Genomic DNA, 16,900 nt, shown 5'->3' on the forward strand with positions numbered 1-16,900 from the left:
CCGACTTTGGAACCTTCGATCACGCTTCCGTATCGGCAATGACGCCGGCAAGCACGGTCAGCAGCTGGCCGCTGCCGGCGACCAGCGCGCCGTGACGGATGATCTCCCCGGCATAAAGCGGCGCGCGGCCATGGCCGTCGAGCACGGCGCCGCCAGCCTCGCGCAAGATGAGATCGGCGGCGGCGATATCCCAGTCATGCGCGTTGGGCTTGACGAAGGTGGCGTCGAGCGTGCCGTTGGCGACCATCGCCAGCCGGTAGGCGAGCGAGGGAATGTGCGCCGCCCGCCGCACCCGGCCCTGCCATTGCGGCGGCATCAGGTCGATCAACTGCTTCAGCCCGCCGATCTCGACCGTCTCGCCCAACTGGCGCACGGCAATCGGCTTGCCGTTGCAGAAAGCTCCATGGCCAGGCAACGCCCAATAGGTTTCGCCCTTGGCCGGACATTCGAGCACACCGGTGAGTGTGCGGCCATTCTCGACCACCGCGACGCTGACGCACCACGAGCGCAGACCTTCGAGAAAGCCGCGGGTGCCGTCTATGGGGTCGACGACAAAGGTGCGCCGCGCCAGAAGCCGCGCCGGATCGTCAGTCGTTTCCTCTGATAGCCAGCCATAGTCCGGCCGCGCCGCAAGCAGGGTCTCGCGCAGATAGGCGTCCGCCGCGTGGTCGGCTTCGCTGACCGGCGAGGTGCCGCCCTTCATCCACACTTGCGGGTTCTTGCCGAAATAGCGCATGGCGATCGCGCCCGCCTCGCGGGCGGCGTCGCGCAGCAGATCGAGGTCTTCCGAGGCCCCGGCCGATATGACCGGGTCACGCTCCGGCAAGGGTCATTCCTTCGATCAGCAGCGTCGGTGCGGCGGTGCCGAAATCGCGGTCAAGATCGCTCGCCGGCACCATGTTGAGGAACATCGTCTTCAAATTGGAGGCGATGGTCACCTCGGCCACCGGATAGGCAAGCTCACCATTGTCGATCCAGAAGCCGGATGCGCCACGGCTGTATTCGCCGGTCACCATGTCGACGCCCTGGCCGAACACTTCGGTGACATAAAAGCCGGATTTCAGCGACCTGATCAGGTCTTCCGGCGTCCTGTCGCCCGGCTCGATGGCGAGATTGGTCGAAGACGGCGATACCGACGAGCCGCTGCGCGCGCCGCGTCCGTTGGTGGTCAGCCCCAATTCCCGCGCGGCGGACGTCGACAGGAACCAGTGCTTCAGCACGCCGTTCTCGACCATCAACAGCTTTTCGCCCTCGACGCCTTCGCCGTCGAACGGGCGCGAGGCCTGACCGCGACGCCGCAGCGGTTCGTCGGTGACGGTGATGGCAGCCGACGCAACCTGCTTGCCCATCATCTCGCGCAAAAAACTGGTCTTGCGCGCCACCGAAGCGCCGTTGATGGCGCCGGCGAGATGGCCGGCAATGCCGCGCGCGACGCGCGGATCGAACACCACGTTGACCGGACCGGTCGCCGCCTTGCGGGCGCCGAGGCGGCGCACGGCGCGCTCGCCGGCCTTGCGGCCGATCAGCTCCGGCGCGTCGAGATCGGAAAAATGCTGGTTCGAGGAGTATTCGTAGTCGCGCTCCATGCCGGTGCCCTCACCCGCAATCACGCTGGCCGAACGCGAAAAGCGCGACGCGACATAGTGGCCGACGAAGCCGTCCGACGTGGCAAGCACCAGCCCGCCGAGGCCTGCGCTGGCGCCGCTGCCGGCCGAATTGGTGACACCCTTGACTGCAAGGGCCGCTTCCTCGGCGGCAAGGGCCGCTTCCTTCAACTGATCGGCCGAAACCTCGGTGGCGTCGAACAGATCGAGGTCGCGCACCTTGCCAACCAGCAAAGCCGGATCGGCGAGACCCTGATAGGGGTCCTCGGGCGAGACTTTGGCCATGGCCACGGCGCGCTCAGCCAGCGCCTTGGGGTCCGATGCCGCCGTCGCCGAGACGCTCGCCACCCGGTTGCCGACGAAGACGCGCAGCGAGACATCGTCGCCCTCGGACGCTTCGGTGTTCTCGACCTTTCCCAGCCGCACCGACACGCCGATCGAGCGGCCGCGCACGGCAACCGCGTCGGCGGCGTCGGCGCCGGCCCGCTTGGCAGCCTCGACCAGTGCCGCGACGCGGTCGGTCAATTTCGCTGCCTCTGGTGTATCGGTCATGCGCATGGTCCTGGCTGAAGCCGCGCCGGGCGGTAGCGGCTGTTGCACCATCTATTGTCCCAATGCGGCTTGTGCAATGGCGCACGGGCAATTGTCCCGCTGCGGCATAGCGCCCAAGCGGCCCGCAAAGCCCATCCGCGGCGGCCGCCACAGACGCGCGGCTTGACCGGTTTGTGAGTTTAACCAAGGCCGATTTCCGTCAAGGAGTGGCGACTGGCGTCCAGATCACGTCATCGATCCTCGTCGCGCCCGTTGCCAGCATCACCAGCCGGTCGAAGCCAAGCGCCGAGCCGCTGGCTTGCGGCATGATGGCGAGGGCGGCGAGAAAATCCTCATCCAGCGGATAGCGCTCGCCATAAACGCGCTCCTTCTCGTCCATCTCGGCGGCAAAGCGCCGGCGCTGCTCGACCGGATCGGTCAGTTCGCCAAAAGCATTGGCGAGCTCGACGCCGCAGCAATAGAGCTCGAAGCGCTCGGCCACGCGCTGGTCCTCCGCGCTCGGCCGGGCGAGCGCCGCTTCCGAGATCGGATAGCCGTACAAGATGGTGGCCCGCCCCTGCCCCAGCACCGGTTCGACCTTCTCGACCATTACCCGGCTGAACAAATCGGCCCAGTTGTCATCGTCGGCCGTGCGCAGGCCGGCCTTGACCAGAGCATCATGGAGTGCGGCGCGGTCTGTGCCGCCATCGGCAGAAACGGTGGCAAGAAGATCGATGCCGGCGTAACGCGCAAAAGCTTCCGCCACGCTCACGCGTTCCGGTTCGGCGAACGGATCGGCCTCGCGGCCGCGAAAGCGGAAGGTTTTGGCGCCGGCCCGCTCGGCTGCCAGCTTCAGCAGTTCGGCGCAATCGGCCATCAGGCTGTCATAGGTTTCGCCGACCCGATACCATTCCAGCATGGTGAATTCGGGATGGTGCAAGGGGCCGCGCTCGCGGTTGCGCCAGACGGCGCCCAGGCTGAAGATCCGCCGCTCGCCGGCGGCAAGCAGCTTCTTGCAGGCGAACTCCGGCGAGGTGTGGAGATAAAGCGGCCGGCGCGCGCCGTCGGCGCCGATCGCCTCGGTGGCGAAGGCTGAGAGATGCGCCTCGTTGCCGGGCGAAATCTGCAATGCCGCCGTCTCGACCTCGATGAAGTCGCGCTCGCCAAACCAGCCGCGCATTGCGGCAGCTATGGCGTTGCGGGCCATCAGCCGCGGCCGGCGGTCGGCGTGAACATCCGGCGTCCACCAGGGCGAAGCGCCAGTCATGGGTTTGCCGGGCAACGGAATTGCTGACAGGGCTGGCGGTTCGGGCCAAGATGCGCTACGGCGACGGCTCTCGCAGCCGATTTGCGCCGAACGATCGTTTCAGGCCAACGAAGTCTAGGATTGAAAACCGTGGTGAAGGTCATCGCCAGTTCGCTCCGTAAAGGCAATGTCGTCGACAAGGACGGCAAGCTTTACGTGATCCTCTTTGCCGAAAACATCCACCCTGGCAAGGGTACGCCGGTCACCCAGCTCGACATGCGCCGCATCTCCGACGGGGTGAAGGTTTCGGAGCGCTACCGCACCACCGAGCAGGTCGAGCGCGCCTATGTCGAGGAGCGCGAGCACACCTTCCTCTACGCCGACGCCGAGGGGTATCACTTCATGAACCCGGAAAGCTACGACCAGGTCGCGGTGCCGGAAAGCGTGGTCGGCGACATGGCGCCCTACCTGCTCGAAGGCATGGCGGTGCAGATCTCGCAGTTCAACGGCATCGCCATAGCCCTGGTGCTGCCGCAGCGCGCTACTTTCGAAGTGGTCGAGACGGAGCCGACGACCAAAGGCCAGACGGCGTCCTCGTCATACAAGCCGGCCGTGCTTTCCAACGGCGTGCGCACGCTGGTGCCGCCGCACATCGCGCCGGGCACCCGCGTGGTGGTGATGACGGCTGACGGTGCTTATGTGGAGCGGGCGAAGGACTGACGCGCGAGCGCTTCCGTCCTGGTTGATCCGTTGCATTGCCTTCTGCGGCCGCTGGCTCGATAGTCCTGCCGATGTGGCAGACCTTTGTGACCTACTGGCCTCTGATCCTTGTGATCATTCCGATGCTGATGGCCGCCATCGGCATCGTCCACGCAATCATGACCAAGGAAGACGTGCGCGCCGCCACCGGCTGGGTCGGCGTGATGATCTTGTCGCCGTTCCTTGGCGCGATCATCTATGCCATTGCCGGCATCAACCGCATCCGCCGCGCCACGATCAGCGCCATGCGGCCCGTCGCCGGTGAAGCCGAGACAGCCAAACACGACCACGACATTGCGCTCGAAGCACTCATTTCAGCCGAATTCGGCCAGCGCTTTGCCGGCCTGAAGACGCTAGGCGACAGGGTGGCGCGGCGCGCACTGACGTCGGCAAACGCGATCACGATCCTCAGGACCGGCGACGAAGCTTACGCAGCAATGTGCCGGGCGATAGACAGTGCACAGCGCAGCATTCTGCTCGAGACCTACATCTTCGACAATGACGAGATCGGACGACGTTTTGTCGGATCGCTGGCCGGAGCGGTCCGGCGCGGTGTGACGGTTCGCGTGCTGATCGATGCGGTGGGCGTGCGCTATTCCGTGCCCAGCATTCTTGGGACACTCCGGGAAGCCGGCGTCACCGTCGATCTGTTCAACGGCAACATCGTCATGGGCCTGAGACTTCCCTATGCGAATTTGAGGACGCACAGGAAAATCCTGATCGTCGACGGCGCGGTGGCATTCACCGGAGGCATGAACATCCGCAAGGGGTTCTCGGCTGAATTCGCTGGCACTGCCAGCTCGGCGGATACGCATTTCCAGGTCACGGGGCCGGTCGTGGCCGACCTGTTCGCGGTTGCCGCCGAGGACTGGCGTTTTGCCGGCAACGAGGCGCTCAAGGACGAGGTCTGGCACGTGGCAAAGCCCTCGCCGCCTCCCGGTCAGCCGATCCTGGTGCGGGCGGTGGCGTCGGGGCCGGATGCCAGCATCGAAACCAACCACAAGCTGCTGATGGGCGCATTTTCCGTCGCCCGCAAATCGATCCGCATCATGTCGCCCTATTTCCTGCCGGACCGGGAATTTGTCAGCGCGCTGGTCACGGCTGCCCGGCGCGGCGTCGAGATCGACATCGTCGTGCCCGCGGTCAACAATCTCTTCCTGGTCGGCCGCGCCATGACGGCGCAATACGACCAGGTGCTGAAGCACTATTGCCGCGTCTGGCGCCATGAAGGGTCGTTCGACCATTCGAAGCTGTTGTCGGTCGATGGCGTGTGGGCCTATGTCGGCTCCTCCAACCTCGACGCCCGGTCGCTGCGGCTGAATTTCGAAATCGACCTGGAGGTGCTGGATACCGGCTTTGCCGCCGAGATCGAGGGGCGCATCGGAGCGGCAATCGCTTCCGCCAAACCCGTCACACTCGCAACCCTAAGAGCGCGGCCATTTGTCATCCGGGTTTTTGACCGGTTGTTATGGCTGGGATCGCCCTATCTTTAGAATCAGGACAGATTGAACGCAGGCCTATGGATATAAACGGACGCAGCCTTCCTGAAACCGTGCTCCTGTCGATCCGCGGCAGGAAAGCGCGCAAGGCGAACGCGACGCCGCGCAAGCACATTGAAGGGGCCCAGATGGTGGTCGCCTCCTACAACGTCCACAAATGCATCGGCACCGACCGCAGGTTCGACCCCGAACGGACCGCCCGCGTCATCCGCGAGATCGGCCCCGACGTCATCGCGCTGCAGGAAGCCGACAACCGATTCGGCGACCGCGCCGGGCTGCTCGATCTTGCCCGGATCGAACACGAAACCGGGCTGGTGCCGGTGCCGGTTTCCGGAAGCGGCAAGGGCCATGGCTGGCGTGGCAACGTGCTTTTGTTCAAGCGCGGCACGGTGCGCGACGTCCATCAGATCAAGCTTCCGGGACTGGAGCCCCGCGGCGCGCTGGTTGCCGAGATCGACCTCGACGAAACGCGCACTCTGCGCGTCATCGCCGCGCATCTCGGCCTGTTGCGCCGCTCGCGCTCGGAGCAGGCCCGCGTCGTGCTCGACATCATGAGCAACCAGGATGAAAGGCCGACCTTGCTGCTCGGCGACCTCAACGAATGGCGGCTGGGCAACCGCTCGGCGCTCAAGACGCTGCACGCCACCTTTGGTTTCACGCCGGCGGCGGTGCCGACTTTCCCCTCAGGCCTGCCGGTACTGGCGCTCGACCGGATCATGGCCAACCGGCACGGCATGGTCTCGTCGGTGGAAGCTCATGATACGCCGCTGTCGCGGGTTGCGTCGGATCATTTGCCGCTGACGGCGTTTGTCAGCCTGTAACTCATCCGTCCCGCAGCCAGACCAGCATCTCACCGGGTTCACGGTTGTCCCAGGCAAAGTACGGGACGGCGGTGATTTTCGTTTCGCTCACCGCCGGCGGATCGGTGCGATAGAGCCCGGTTTCCCAGTTTTCCTGAGCTTCCTTGCTGGCAAGTGCCGAAAGCGTGACGATGCCGCCGAGCAGGTTCGGCTCGGCATGCGCCTCGATTTTTGCCGTTCGCGGCAGAGCGATCCGATGCAACTGGCCGGCATTGTCGGTCTCCTCGACGCAATAGATCAGCGGACCGCGCGCAAGTGCGACGCGGCCGATGTCCTGACGCACCTCCGGATTGGCGAACAGACGGGCGATCGACATTTCGAGATCGAGTTCGACCCGGTCGCCCTGGCGCCACTCGCGCCGGATCGCGGCATAGCCGTCGCTGGTGATGCCGTCCAGACCGACCGCGGCGCCGTTGACCTTGAGCGCCGCCTTGCCGCACCAGGAGGGGACGCGCAGGTGCAAGGTGAACTCGACCGGCGCGTCGGCTTCGATCCGGATCGAGACCGCGCCATCCCAAGGATAATTGCTGGTCTGAATCAGACTGACCGCCCGGTTCGATATGTCGAAGCGCGCGGTGCTGTCGCCGTAGAGATGAACGGCCAGCGCATCATCCGAGAGGGAGTAGAAATAGCTCCCGATGGAGGCGACCATGCGGCCGATATTGGGCGGGCAACAGGGGCAGCGATGCCATTTCCAGCGATTGTGCCTGCCCCGGCTCTCCAACGGGTTCTCGTAGAAGAACAGCGAGCCGTCGAGCGACAGGCCGGAGATCGAGCCGTTGTAGAGTGCCCGCTCCATCATGTCGGCGTAGCGGGCGTTGGGACCCATGCCGAGCATGCGGCTGGCCCAGAACACGAGGCCGACCGAGGCACAGGTCTCGGCATAGGCGGTTTCGTTGGGCAGGTCGTAGTCGCTGGTAAAGCCCTCATTGTGCGCCGACGGCCCGAGGCCGCCGGTGATATAGAGGTTCTTGGTGGTGAGATCGTTCCACAGACGGTCGAGCGCTACCCTGAGCGTGTCGTCGCCATATTCGGTGGCGATGTCGGCCATGCCGGAATAGAGGTACATCGCCCTGACCGCATGGCCGACGACCTTGTCCTGCTCGCGCACCGGCTTGTGCGACTGGTTGTACTCATAAGTCTTGAAATGATAGGCCTTTGGGTCGGCGCCGCGCGCACGCGCCTCCTCGTCGAAATAATGCGGCTGTTGCCCGCGCTGGTCGATGAAATACCTGGCCAGGTCCATGTATTTCTGCTCGCCGGTTGCCCGCGCCAGCTTGACCAGCGCCAGCTCGATCTCCTCATGGCCGCAATAGCCCTTCTTCTTGCCCGGCTCCGGGCCGAAGGTGTCGGCGATATGGTCGACATAGCGGCACATGATATCCAGCAGCTTGCGCTTGCCGGTGGCCTGGTAGTAGGCGACCGCGCCTTCGATCAGATGGCCGGCGCAATAGAGCTCGTGGCAATCGCGCAGATTGGTCCAGCGCTTCCCGGGCTGGATGCGCTGGTACCAGCTGGAGAGATAACCGTCTTCCTGCTGCAGTCTGCCGTAGAGGTCGATGACGGCATCGATCTTCGTCTCGAGTGCCGCGTTCTTGCGCCGGTAGAGCGAATAGGCCGCGGTCTCGATGGTCTTGCCCCAATCGGAGTCCCAGAACATCTGCGTCGTCACCGTCGAGCCGGTGAAGCCGGGGCTGGCCGCCTCGTCGGGCGACGGCGAATGGAACGGAATGACGACGCCCGGCGAGGGCCGGTCCGGGTCGATCTGCTCCAGCATGCGCGCCTCGACGCAGCGCTCGTAGAGGATGTCGGCGGTGCGCGACGCCACGGCATCGACACGGTCGCCCCAGAAGCCGCGGACATCGACCTGCGGCACCGGCAGCGGGCGGAAGGCGAGTTTGCCGGGCTTGGCGGTTGGTTGAACGGTCATCGTGTCACTCCGTTGGATAGTGGTCATTTCACGGCGGGTCATTTCACCGCGCCGGCCATCAGGCCGCGGATGTAGAAGCGCTGCAGCAAGAGGAAGAGCACCAGGCACGGCACCATCATCACGGTGACGCCCGCCTGCACCGCGCCCCAGTCGATGGCGCCGAAGCGGCCCGACTGAAGCGCCGTCATCATGATCGGCAGCGTGAATTTGGACTGGTCGGTCATCAGCACGAGTGCGGCCAGGAATTCGTTCCAGGCGCCGAGGAAGGCGAACAGCGCGATGGTGACGATGCCGGGCCAGACCAGCGGCAGCATCACCTTCAGCAGCATGGTGACGTTGTTGGCGCCGTCCATGCGCGCGGCCTCCTCGATCTCGCGCGGCACCGCGTCGAAGGCGTTGCGCATCATGAAGATCGAGAACGGCAATTGCAGCGTGGTGTAGACCAGGACCAGCCCGGTCAGCGTGTTGTGCAGGCCGACCTTGGTCAGCACCAGGAAGATCGGCGTCAGGATCGACTGGAACGGGATCATGATCGTCGACAGGATGACAATGAAGAGCACATCCTTCATGGGAAAGCGGAAGCGCGAAAAGCCATAGCCGGCCAGCACGCTGACGATGACCGACAGGATCACCGTCATCGAGGCGACATAGAGGCTGTTTTGCGCCGGCAGCCAGAGGCCGTCGCCAAAGGTGTCGAGCGTGCGGTAGTTTTCGATCGAGAAGCCGGTCGTCGGCCATGGCGGCAGCGGCGGCTGGCGCGCCTCCTGCGCCGGCTTGAAGGTCGACAGCACGGCCCAGACGATCGGCGCGATGAACAGCACTGAGGCGATCATGCCGGTCGAATGCTCGGCGATCCTGAGCCAGAGGCGGCTGCTGCGGCTTCTTGCCTGCGCCATCAGTCGATGCCCTCCGGCTTGCGCAGCAGCCACAGCTGAACCAGGCTGAGCGCCACCAGTATGGCCAGCAGGATCATCGACAGCGCCGCGCCATAGCCGAGCTTGAACGAGACGAAGGACTGGTTGAAAATCCAGTAGACGGCGGTCAGCGTCTGGTTGCGCGGGCCGCCGCGCAGGATGATGTAGAACTGGTCGAAGGCGAGGATCGAACCGGCGATCGACAGGATCAGCGCCAGCGCCAGCGTGCGGCGCATCAGCGGCAGGGTGATGGCGCGAAAGCGCGCGAACGGCCCTGCCCCGTCGATCATCGCGGCTTCCTGCAGATCGGTCGGGATCGACTGCAGGCCGGTCATCAGGATGATCATGGTGAAGCCCGCCACCTTCCAGACGACCATGGCGATGATCGACCAGAAGGCCGGCTGGAAGGTCGCCAGAAGGTTGAACTTTTTCCCGGTCAGGCCGAGGTCGTAGGCGGCCGGGCTGAACAGGCCGGAATCGACATTGAGCAGCCACGACCAGAGCAGGCTGGCGGAAGCGAAACCGACGACCGCCGGCATGAAGAAGGATGTCCGGTAAAAGCCGGTCAGCCGCCTGGGCTTTTCGATGAACAGCGCCAGCGGAAAGGCGACGGCGAAGATCACGATGGTGACGATCACGGTGTAGTAGGCGGTGAAGCTCAGCGCGTTCCAGAAACGGTTGTCGCGCAGGATCGCCCGGTAATTGTCGAAGCCGATATAAAAATGCTCGCCCATCAGCGGCCAGTTGTGCAGCGACATCCACGCGGTCATGCCGAGCGGGATGATGAAGAAGACGACGACCAGTGCCACTGCCGGCGCGACATAGAGCAGGCCGATCCACTGCCGGCGGCCGGCACCGACCAGTTTTCTGGCGCGTGGCGGGGTGGTGGTGATGGCGGTCATTTACCCTCCCCCTTGTGGGGAGGGTCGCTGCGCAGCAGCGGGGTGGGGGGGGGGGGGGGGCGCCGTCCGCGGCGGGCCCGCGGGGCGGGGCGGGCGGCCCCCGGCCCGGGCCCGCCCCCCCCCCCCCGCCCGCGCCGCCCCCCCATCCGAACCGGTCCGACCTCCCCACAAGGGGGAGGTAGGGCGTCGGTGCCATGATTGCGAATGCCAGGGGTCATGCCTGCTCTTCCGTTGGATCTCGTAGGGCGGTGGGACACACCTCCCCCACCCCGCTGCTTCGCAGCGACCCTCCCCACAAGGGGGAGGGTAAGGAGCGCCGGCCGCCCGTCCAGGGAGACGGATCGGGCGGCCGGATCAGGACCTGCGACGGCAGGGGCGTCATGCGCCCTCGCCGCCGGCCAGTCCTTATTTCTGCGCCTGGTCGATGATCGACTGCATGGTCTCCTGTGCATTGGCGATGGCGCCATCGACGTCGTCGCCGAAGACGACCTCGTTGATCATCTGCGTCCACGGACCGTTGGCCGAGTTGATCAGGTCGTTGAACACCACGGAATAGGGCGTGCGGCCCTTGGCCATGGCTTCGGCGGCGATCTGGTAGCGCGGATCGAGATCTTTCAGCGCCTCCTTGGCGATGTCGCCGCGCACCGGCAGGCTGCCGTATTTGGCCAGGATGGTCTGGCCTTCGAGCGAATAGGCGAAGTCGAGAAACTCCTTCACCACGGCGAGCTTCTTGGTGCCCTTGGTGACGACGAAATTGTCGCCGCCGGCAAACGAAGACCAGCCGCTGTCCTTGCCCGGCAGGAAGGTGACGCCATAGTCGATATCCGGATATTGCGTGTTGAGCGCGCCGATGGCGAAGGCGCCGGACGGCGAAATGCCGATATTGCCGGTGGCGAAGGCGGCAAAGAAATTGGCGCCGGTGTCGGTCTGCGCGCCGGCCGGCACCAGGTCCTTCTTGACCATCGAGCGGTAGAGGTCGATGGCGCCGCGCAGCTGCGGGCTGTCGAGCGTCGCCTTCGAGCCGTCCTCGGAGAGGATGTCGCCGCCCGAGGCCCAGATCAGCGGCGTGAAGGTGAAGATGTTGCAGCCGCCGCAATTGCCGGAGAAGTAGAAGCCCTTGATGTCGCCGCCAAGCGCGTTGACCTTTTCGGCATCGGCCTCGATCTCGGCCCAGTTGGCCGGCCCCTTGTCGGGATCGAGCCCCGCCTGCTTGAACAGTTTCTTATTCCAGATCAGCACCGAGGCGTCGGCCGAGAACGGCAGCCCGTAAATGTGGTCCTTGTAGGTGCCGGTCTTGACGTGCGCCGGCGACAGGCTGGCGAAATAGGGCAGCGATTTCGCCCAGTCGGTGATGTCTTCGAGCTGGCCGGCGGCGGCAAAGGACGGCGTATAGATCAGGTCGAGCGACAGCGCGTCGGGCGCCGTGCCGCCGGCGGCGGCGGCGCCATATTTCGGGATGATCTCGGCATTGGGAATGATGTCCAGCTTGACCTGGTTCTCATGACCCTTGTTGAAGGCATCGACGATGCGCGGCATGAAGTTCGAGCCGTCGGCGCGAACCCAGATGTTGGCGGTGTCGGCGGCCATTGCAGGCAAGGCAATGATGCTCGCGGCGAGCGCGAACCCGGTAATCATGGTCTTCATGGTTTTCCTCCTCATGGTTTTCTCCTCCTCCCTGTTGCGGCGCTCCCTTAGATGGCGCCGCGCGTTCTCCTAGCCGCCCAATGGACGGCCGCATGACTGACGCACCACCAGCCGGCACGGCAGTTTTCGAATGCCCGGCGCGGCGGGTTGGCCGCCGACGAGCGAAAGCAGTGTGAGGCCGGCCTCGCGGCCGAGCGCTGCCAGGTTCATGTCGACCGAGGTCAGCGGCGGGCGGGTCGCCTCGGCCACGATCTCCCAATTGTCGAAGCCGATGACGCCGACATCGCCGGGCACGCCTAAGCCGCGCTCGCGCAGCGCATCGATGACGCCGCGCGCGATCTGGTCGTTGCCGCAGAACACGGCGTCGGGTTTCTCCCCCTTCTTGTTGAAGAGCATTGGGCCGTCGAACAGCTTTCCGACGGCTTCATGCCCCCAGGCTTCCGACCACGAGCCGAGCAAGGGCTCGGTCACCGGCAGGCCGTGCGCGGCCAGCACATCGCGAAAAGCCTGTGCCCGCTCATTCACCACGGCAAAACTGGCGGGACCGCTGACATGGGCGATGCGCCGCCGCCCGAGGCGGCAAAAATGCTCGACCGCCAGCCGCGCGCCGCCGGCATCGTCGGAGACGAAGGCGATGGCATCGGGATCGGGCTGGCTGAAGGCGTAGATGACGGGCACGCCGAGATTGGCGAGGTCGACCGGCAAATGGCGGTCGATGCGCTTGCCGCTGGCGATGATGCCGTCGATGCGCTTGTCCAGCATCGCCTCGACATGCAGCTGCGCCAGCCGCGGATCGTCCTCGACATTGCACATGAACACCGACACGCCGGCATCGACCAGCGCGTCGGAAATGCCGGACATGACCGGCAGCGAAAAGCGGCCATAGGTATCGTTGGTCAACAGCCCGACGGTAAAGGAGCGCCGCCGCAGCAGGCTCTGCGCCAGGCTGTTGGGGCGAAAGCCGAGCCGCTGCGCCGTCTCGCGAATGCGCTGCCGCGTCTCGGCCGTCATCCGCCCCTGCCCGTTCAGCGCCTTGGAGGCCGTGGCCACACTGACACCAGCCATCGCCGCGACTTCACGCAGGGTGACGGGGGTCTTGGCGGGTGGTGGCGAGGTGGAAGCCATTGTTGGGGTGTCGGTCCTCGGTTTGGGAAAAGGTTTTCTCTTACTGAGCTGCGGCGTGTCGAGGTGGGTGGATGCGGATGTTGCGAGGTTTGAGAAAACGTTTTCTCAGAGAAGACTAGGATTAGAATTTCGGGATGGCAAGGGGTATCCATCAGATGCGGGAATGATGGCAATCACCGGCACGATGCGGGCTTGCGAAAGTCATACCTTAGGCCTGGCTTCAAGAATCACGAACGCGAGTGCCATTGGAGGATCATCAGCGAGAGATAAGTGCAAGACCGGTTCGTGCCCTTTCGGTATCAGCTTATTGAGTCGCCGCAGCGCGTTGCCAGTCAATCGCAAGATTGGCTGGCCTTTGGGTCCGTTCAGAACTTCGACTTGATGCCAGCCGAGGTGCTCGGTAATCCCCGATCCGAGCGCCTTGACGCACGCCTCCTTAGCCGCAAAGCGTCTGGCAAAATAAGGTGCGGGCTCAGGTCGTTTTGCCCCTGCTTTTCGCTCGGCATCGGTAAACAAGCGGGTTAGGAAACGATCACCGCGCCGCTCGATTGCACCTGCGATCCTCTCCACGTCGCAGCAGTCCGTTCCAATGCCAATGATCATCCGCCACTCCCGTCAAGGCTGACACATACCGCAAAAATACAAAACGGACAACAAATGTTTGATTTTCGGACATTGCCATGCTATATGCGTACTCGTCAGTTCCAGGAGTCGATCATGGATGTAACGACAGTTCCTATTGCGAAGACGGTGCCGGCTTATCCGGGCACCGCCATCGCTGCGGTAATGCAGGAAGAGCTCTTGCGTGCGGTCCGATCGCGCTTCCGGCGCAAAGGACAGGCCTTACCAAAGGCGGACACGGAGGTTGTCGTCCTGGCTGTTGAGATCGACTCCCTCACCGTTGTGGAGCTCCTTTCGAATTTAGACGACATCCTACCCTTTAAAGTGACGGAATGCGTGGTCAAGGCAGGGGGCTATGGCTCCATCGAAGCCGCAGTGAACCATGTCGTCGGCCGGATCGAAACGAAGTGGAACAAGCATCACGCAGGAGGCAAAGCATGACGATCCCCAATCTTTCCAACGATGATGCCGAACGGCGCAGTCTTGGCGAGCAACTGCGTCAAGCTCGGGAATATGTTGGCTTTTCACAAGATGAAGTGGCGACCTTCCTCAAGGTGCCTCGCACAGCGATCACCAACATCGAGAGTGGCCAGCGCAAGGTTGAGGCGCTCGAGTTGAAACGCCTTGCGGAGCTGTATCGTCAGCCGGTTGGCCATTTCACCGGCGAAGAGGAAGCGTCTGCGTCACTACCCGCAGACGTAGCGCTTCTCGCCCGTCAGGCTGCAAAGCTATCGGTTAAGGATCGCGAGGAACTAGGTCGCTTCGCGGAGTTCCTTAAGACGCGCGCGACGCCAGGGGCGAAGTGATGGCTGACTACGCCAGCGCGATCAGAAGGGCGGCGCTCGAAGCCACGCGCCTTCACCGCGACCTTGGGATCCAAGCCAAGGTCGTGCGTGGCATTGGCCGTGTCGACGTCTATGACACGATCACGCGACTCGGTGTGCCCCTTGTATTCACGAAGTTGGACGGTCTGCTCGGCGCTTACTATCGCGAGCCCACGCCAGGCGTTCTAGTAACGACGGAACGTCCGCTTAGTCAGCAGCGCTTTACTGCGGCCCACGAGCTTGGGCACCATTATCTTGGGCACACGCCAAGCCTTGACGACGAAAGCATTCTGGGTCGGGCACCCTTTCAGGCGCGCACCGGCGATAGCCTTCATGAAGTGGAAGCCGAAGCCTTTGCTGCAGCGTTTCTTCTGCCACGCTGGTTGCTTGATTGGCATTGTGAGCGTCAGGACTGGACCGATGCCCATCTTCATGATCCCGCGCTGGTCTATCAATTGGCACTTAGAGTCGGCACAAGCTATGCCGCAACCGTCTGGACGTTGCACCGCTATGAGGTGTTCAGCCGTACAACCGCGCGTCTGATGGCAGACCTCGAACTGAAGAAGGTTAAGCAGGCTCTCCTGCGTAGCTATGCGCCGGAGAATTTTCGCGATGTCGATGTGTGGTTGGTAACCGAGCGCGACGCGGACGTGCGTCTTCATGGCGGGCCGAAAGACCTGTTCGTCGTCAAGCTCGCCGAGCATAGTGGCGCGGGCTATCTCTGGCAAATCGAGTCAATCGACGGGGAAGCCCTAGCGGTCGTCGCTGACGGGCGCGAGGACTCCGATGTCGAAGGCATTGGCGGCCCGACGATGCGGCTGATTACCGCCATGGCGCGCGATCGTCGTACCGGCGAGTTGCGGCTTGCCGAGCGCAGGCCATGGCAGCCGACCGTTACTCTCAATACGTTCGCGGTCCAATATAGTCTCACCGGTGCTGAGCAACAGGGTTGGTACAAGGACCAGCGCCAGCAACATCGTCAGGCGCTTGAGGCCGCATGATGGCGATCGACGTGGTGTCTGATCTCAGGCCTCGTTTCGGCCCAGTGCGCGATCAGGGTGCGCGCCCCACCTGTCTAGCCTTCGCCGCTAGCGATACTCACGCTGCGTTGCGCGATCCTTGGACTGCGCTGTCGTGCGAATTTGCTTTTTACCATGCACAACGGCGTGCGGGCCGTCCGCCAACGGTTGGCGCTCGCCTGACCGACATACTTGCTGCCTTGAAGGAGGACGGGCAGCCGGTCGAAAGTGATTGGCCATACCTCGCGACCCTGCCGGCCAATCTCGACGGCTACGGCCCGCCTGACAAAGTGCTGGTATTCCGCAGAAATGGAGAACCTCAACTTGACGGCGTCAACGAGATCATTGCGCATATCGATGCCGGTAGCCCGGCGGTGATGCTGATGATGCTGTCCGATGCATTCTATTCGCCAGATGCCTTTGGCATTGTTCGTGCTCCCATTGGCGAGGCTGCCGATCCCGCGCGGCGGCACGCCGTCATCGCCGTTGGTCATGGCAGGATAGACGGTGGACGCGCCATTCTCGTTCGAAACAGTTGGGGGACCGATTGGGGTCTGGTTGGCCATGCTTGGCTCCCCGAGACTTTCATCGCACCGCGGCTCACCCGCGTCGCCCTTTTGACGGAGGAAATTCATGTTCCTGCCCAGAATCTCGCAGCCTAGCTGCGCCAGCGCTTGGCTGGCTGCGTCCAAAGCCGTGTATGCACTGCCGGGACACGAAGGTCATCATATCGTCGTCGATGTGGAAGACCCGGTTGCATTGTCGGTGCAAGACGCCGCCATGATCGAAGCTGTTGACATCTTTCTTTCGGTTCACACGGAAAATGGTTTTCTCGTGAGGACAGTTGCCAACACGATCTTCCCACAGGCGACATATGAGGCGCATGGTTCGCCAGCCTTTTACGATATCTATATAAAAAAAATCTTCCCTCGGCTCAAACGCTCGTCGCGCGATTGGGGGCGCTATTTCGAGCGCATGATGGCATACCCTACCGGCGGAAAGCCGGAGAACCTCCTCGCCGACCTTATCGCCGATATGAAGCGAAATCTGGCGGGGAACCGCACCTATCGAAATGTCTACGAGCTACCAATTTACAATCCAATGAAGGACCGCATTGGATCGCCGATCGGCAGGCAATGTCTTAGCCATTTGAGTTTCAAACTGGACGAAAATAATCGCCTTCTGCTCTCAGCTGTCTATCGCAACCACTTCTATACCGAGAAGCTTCTCGGTAACCTCATAGGGCTGGGACGGCTTATGGCGTTCGTAGCGGACGAAACTAAGGTTGAGCTTGGCCCGCTTTCAATCCTGTCGACGCACGCTCAAATCGACACTGCTGGCGCCACGCAAGATCAGATCAAAGCCCTCTATGCGCAGTGCGAAACGATCCAAGCTGCCCCGCCAAAGGTCCAAGCTGCCTGA

The 16,900-nt window shown here is 63.5% G+C and carries 17 protein-coding genes; 8 read left to right on the plus strand and 9 right to left on the minus strand.

Annotated elements, in window-relative coordinates:
• Positions 1 to 19 precede the first annotated feature (19 nt).
• The 3 genes from NKJ88_RS26705 to epmA all read right to left on the minus strand — a co-directional run bounded on the left by NKJ88_RS26705 (position 20) and on the right by epmA (position 3,402).
• Positions 20 to 826: a 3'(2'),5'-bisphosphate nucleotidase CysQ gene (locus NKJ88_RS26705; protein WP_352446183.1), complete on the minus strand. Its 807-nt coding sequence runs from the start codon at positions 824 to 826 to the stop codon at positions 20 to 22.
• Positions 813 to 2,156, minus strand: coding sequence for a TldD/PmbA family protein (locus tag NKJ88_RS26710; protein WP_352446185.1), 1,344 nt, complete (start codon positions 2,154 to 2,156; stop codon positions 813 to 815). The genes NKJ88_RS26705 and NKJ88_RS26710 overlap by 14 nt, the downstream gene beginning before the upstream one ends.
• Positions 2,157 to 2,355: 199 nt before the next feature.
• A complete protein-coding gene (gene epmA / locus NKJ88_RS26715; RefSeq protein ID WP_352446187.1) occupies positions 2,356 to 3,402 on the minus strand; it encodes an EF-P lysine aminoacylase EpmA in 1,047 nt (348 codons plus the stop codon).
• Positions 3,403 to 3,531: 129 nt separating this feature from the next.
• On the opposite strand from epmA, the gene efp reads away from it, so the two are divergent.
• The 3 genes from efp (at position 3,532) to NKJ88_RS26730 (ending at position 6,460) form a co-directional block, all read left to right on the plus strand.
• Positions 3,532 to 4,101 carry an elongation factor P gene (gene efp, locus NKJ88_RS26720; RefSeq protein ID WP_023682947.1) on the plus strand — a complete coding sequence of 190 codons (570 nt, stop codon included), beginning with the start codon at positions 3,532 to 3,534 and terminating at the stop codon, positions 4,099 to 4,101.
• A 71-nt stretch (positions 4,102 to 4,172) separates the two neighbouring features.
• Positions 4,173 to 5,633 (plus strand): phospholipase D-like domain-containing protein, encoded by a 1,461-nt coding sequence (locus tag NKJ88_RS26725; RefSeq protein WP_023705755.1) that lies wholly within the window; start codon positions 4,173 to 4,175, stop codon positions 5,631 to 5,633.
• A 26-nt stretch (positions 5,634 to 5,659) separates the two neighbouring features.
• Positions 5,660 to 6,460: an endonuclease/exonuclease/phosphatase family protein gene (locus tag NKJ88_RS26730; RefSeq protein WP_023671569.1), complete on the plus strand. Its 801-nt coding sequence runs from the start codon at positions 5,660 to 5,662 to the stop codon at positions 6,458 to 6,460.
• 1 nt (position 6,461) lies between these two features.
• Here the strand turns inward: NKJ88_RS26730 and NKJ88_RS26735 are convergent, their stop codons facing one another.
• From NKJ88_RS26735 to acpS, 6 genes are all read right to left on the minus strand, one after another.
• On the minus strand, positions 6,462 to 8,429 hold the full coding sequence (locus NKJ88_RS26735) for a glycoside hydrolase family 127 protein (RefSeq protein ID WP_352446189.1): 1,968 nt from the start codon (positions 8,427 to 8,429) through the stop codon (positions 6,462 to 6,464).
• A 38-nt stretch (positions 8,430 to 8,467) separates the two neighbouring features.
• The gene (locus NKJ88_RS26740) at positions 8,468 to 9,325 is read right to left on the minus strand and encodes a carbohydrate ABC transporter permease (RefSeq protein WP_023826127.1); all 858 of its coding nucleotides are present in this window, start codon (positions 9,323 to 9,325) and stop codon (positions 8,468 to 8,470) included.
• A complete protein-coding gene (locus NKJ88_RS26745) occupies positions 9,325 to 10,245 on the minus strand; it encodes a carbohydrate ABC transporter permease (protein WP_352446191.1) in 921 nt (306 codons plus the stop codon). Before NKJ88_RS26745 ends, NKJ88_RS26740 begins: the two co-directional genes overlap by 1 nt.
• 405 nt (positions 10,246 to 10,650) lie before the next feature.
• Positions 10,651 to 11,889 (minus strand): ABC transporter substrate-binding protein, encoded by a 1,239-nt coding sequence (locus NKJ88_RS26750; protein WP_023715223.1) that lies wholly within the window; start codon positions 11,887 to 11,889, stop codon positions 10,651 to 10,653.
• A 69-nt stretch (positions 11,890 to 11,958) separates the two neighbouring features.
• Positions 11,959 to 13,014 carry a LacI family DNA-binding transcriptional regulator gene (locus NKJ88_RS26755; protein WP_352446193.1) on the minus strand — a complete coding sequence of 352 codons (1,056 nt, stop codon included), beginning with the start codon at positions 13,012 to 13,014 and terminating at the stop codon, positions 11,959 to 11,961.
• Positions 13,015 to 13,215: 201 nt separating this feature from the next.
• Positions 13,216 to 13,617: a holo-ACP synthase gene (acpS, locus tag NKJ88_RS26760; RefSeq protein WP_352446194.1), complete on the minus strand. Its 402-nt coding sequence runs from the start codon at positions 13,615 to 13,617 to the stop codon at positions 13,216 to 13,218.
• A gap of 114 nt (positions 13,618 to 13,731) precedes the next feature.
• Here acpS and NKJ88_RS26765 point away from each other — a divergent pair, with 114 nt between their 5' ends.
• Genes NKJ88_RS26765 through NKJ88_RS26785 form a run of 5 tightly spaced genes read left to right on the plus strand, consistent with a single transcriptional unit; the run spans position 13,732 to position 16,900 of the window.
• Positions 13,732 to 14,076, plus strand: a complete 345-nt coding sequence (locus NKJ88_RS26765; protein WP_352446196.1) for a hypothetical protein — start codon at positions 13,732 to 13,734, stop codon at positions 14,074 to 14,076.
• Positions 14,073 to 14,441, plus strand: a complete 369-nt coding sequence (locus NKJ88_RS26770) for a helix-turn-helix domain-containing protein (protein ID WP_352446197.1) — start codon at positions 14,073 to 14,075, stop codon at positions 14,439 to 14,441. The genes NKJ88_RS26765 and NKJ88_RS26770 overlap by 4 nt, the downstream gene beginning before the upstream one ends.
• A complete protein-coding gene (locus NKJ88_RS26775; RefSeq protein ID WP_352446199.1) occupies positions 14,441 to 15,460 on the plus strand; it encodes an ImmA/IrrE family metallo-endopeptidase in 1,020 nt (339 codons plus the stop codon). Before NKJ88_RS26770 ends, NKJ88_RS26775 begins: the two co-directional genes overlap by 1 nt.
• Positions 15,457 to 16,140 (plus strand): C1 family peptidase, encoded by a 684-nt coding sequence (locus tag NKJ88_RS26780; protein ID WP_352446201.1) that lies wholly within the window; start codon positions 15,457 to 15,459, stop codon positions 16,138 to 16,140. Before NKJ88_RS26775 ends, NKJ88_RS26780 begins: the two co-directional genes overlap by 4 nt.
• Complete coding sequence (locus NKJ88_RS26785; protein ID WP_352446203.1) at positions 16,112 to 16,900, plus strand: thymidylate synthase family protein; 789 nt, start codon at positions 16,112 to 16,114, stop codon at positions 16,898 to 16,900. Before NKJ88_RS26780 ends, NKJ88_RS26785 begins: the two co-directional genes overlap by 29 nt.

The organism is Mesorhizobium sp. M0016 (assembly GCF_040324035.1).
Lineage (GTDB): Bacteria > Pseudomonadota > Alphaproteobacteria > Rhizobiales > Rhizobiaceae > Mesorhizobium.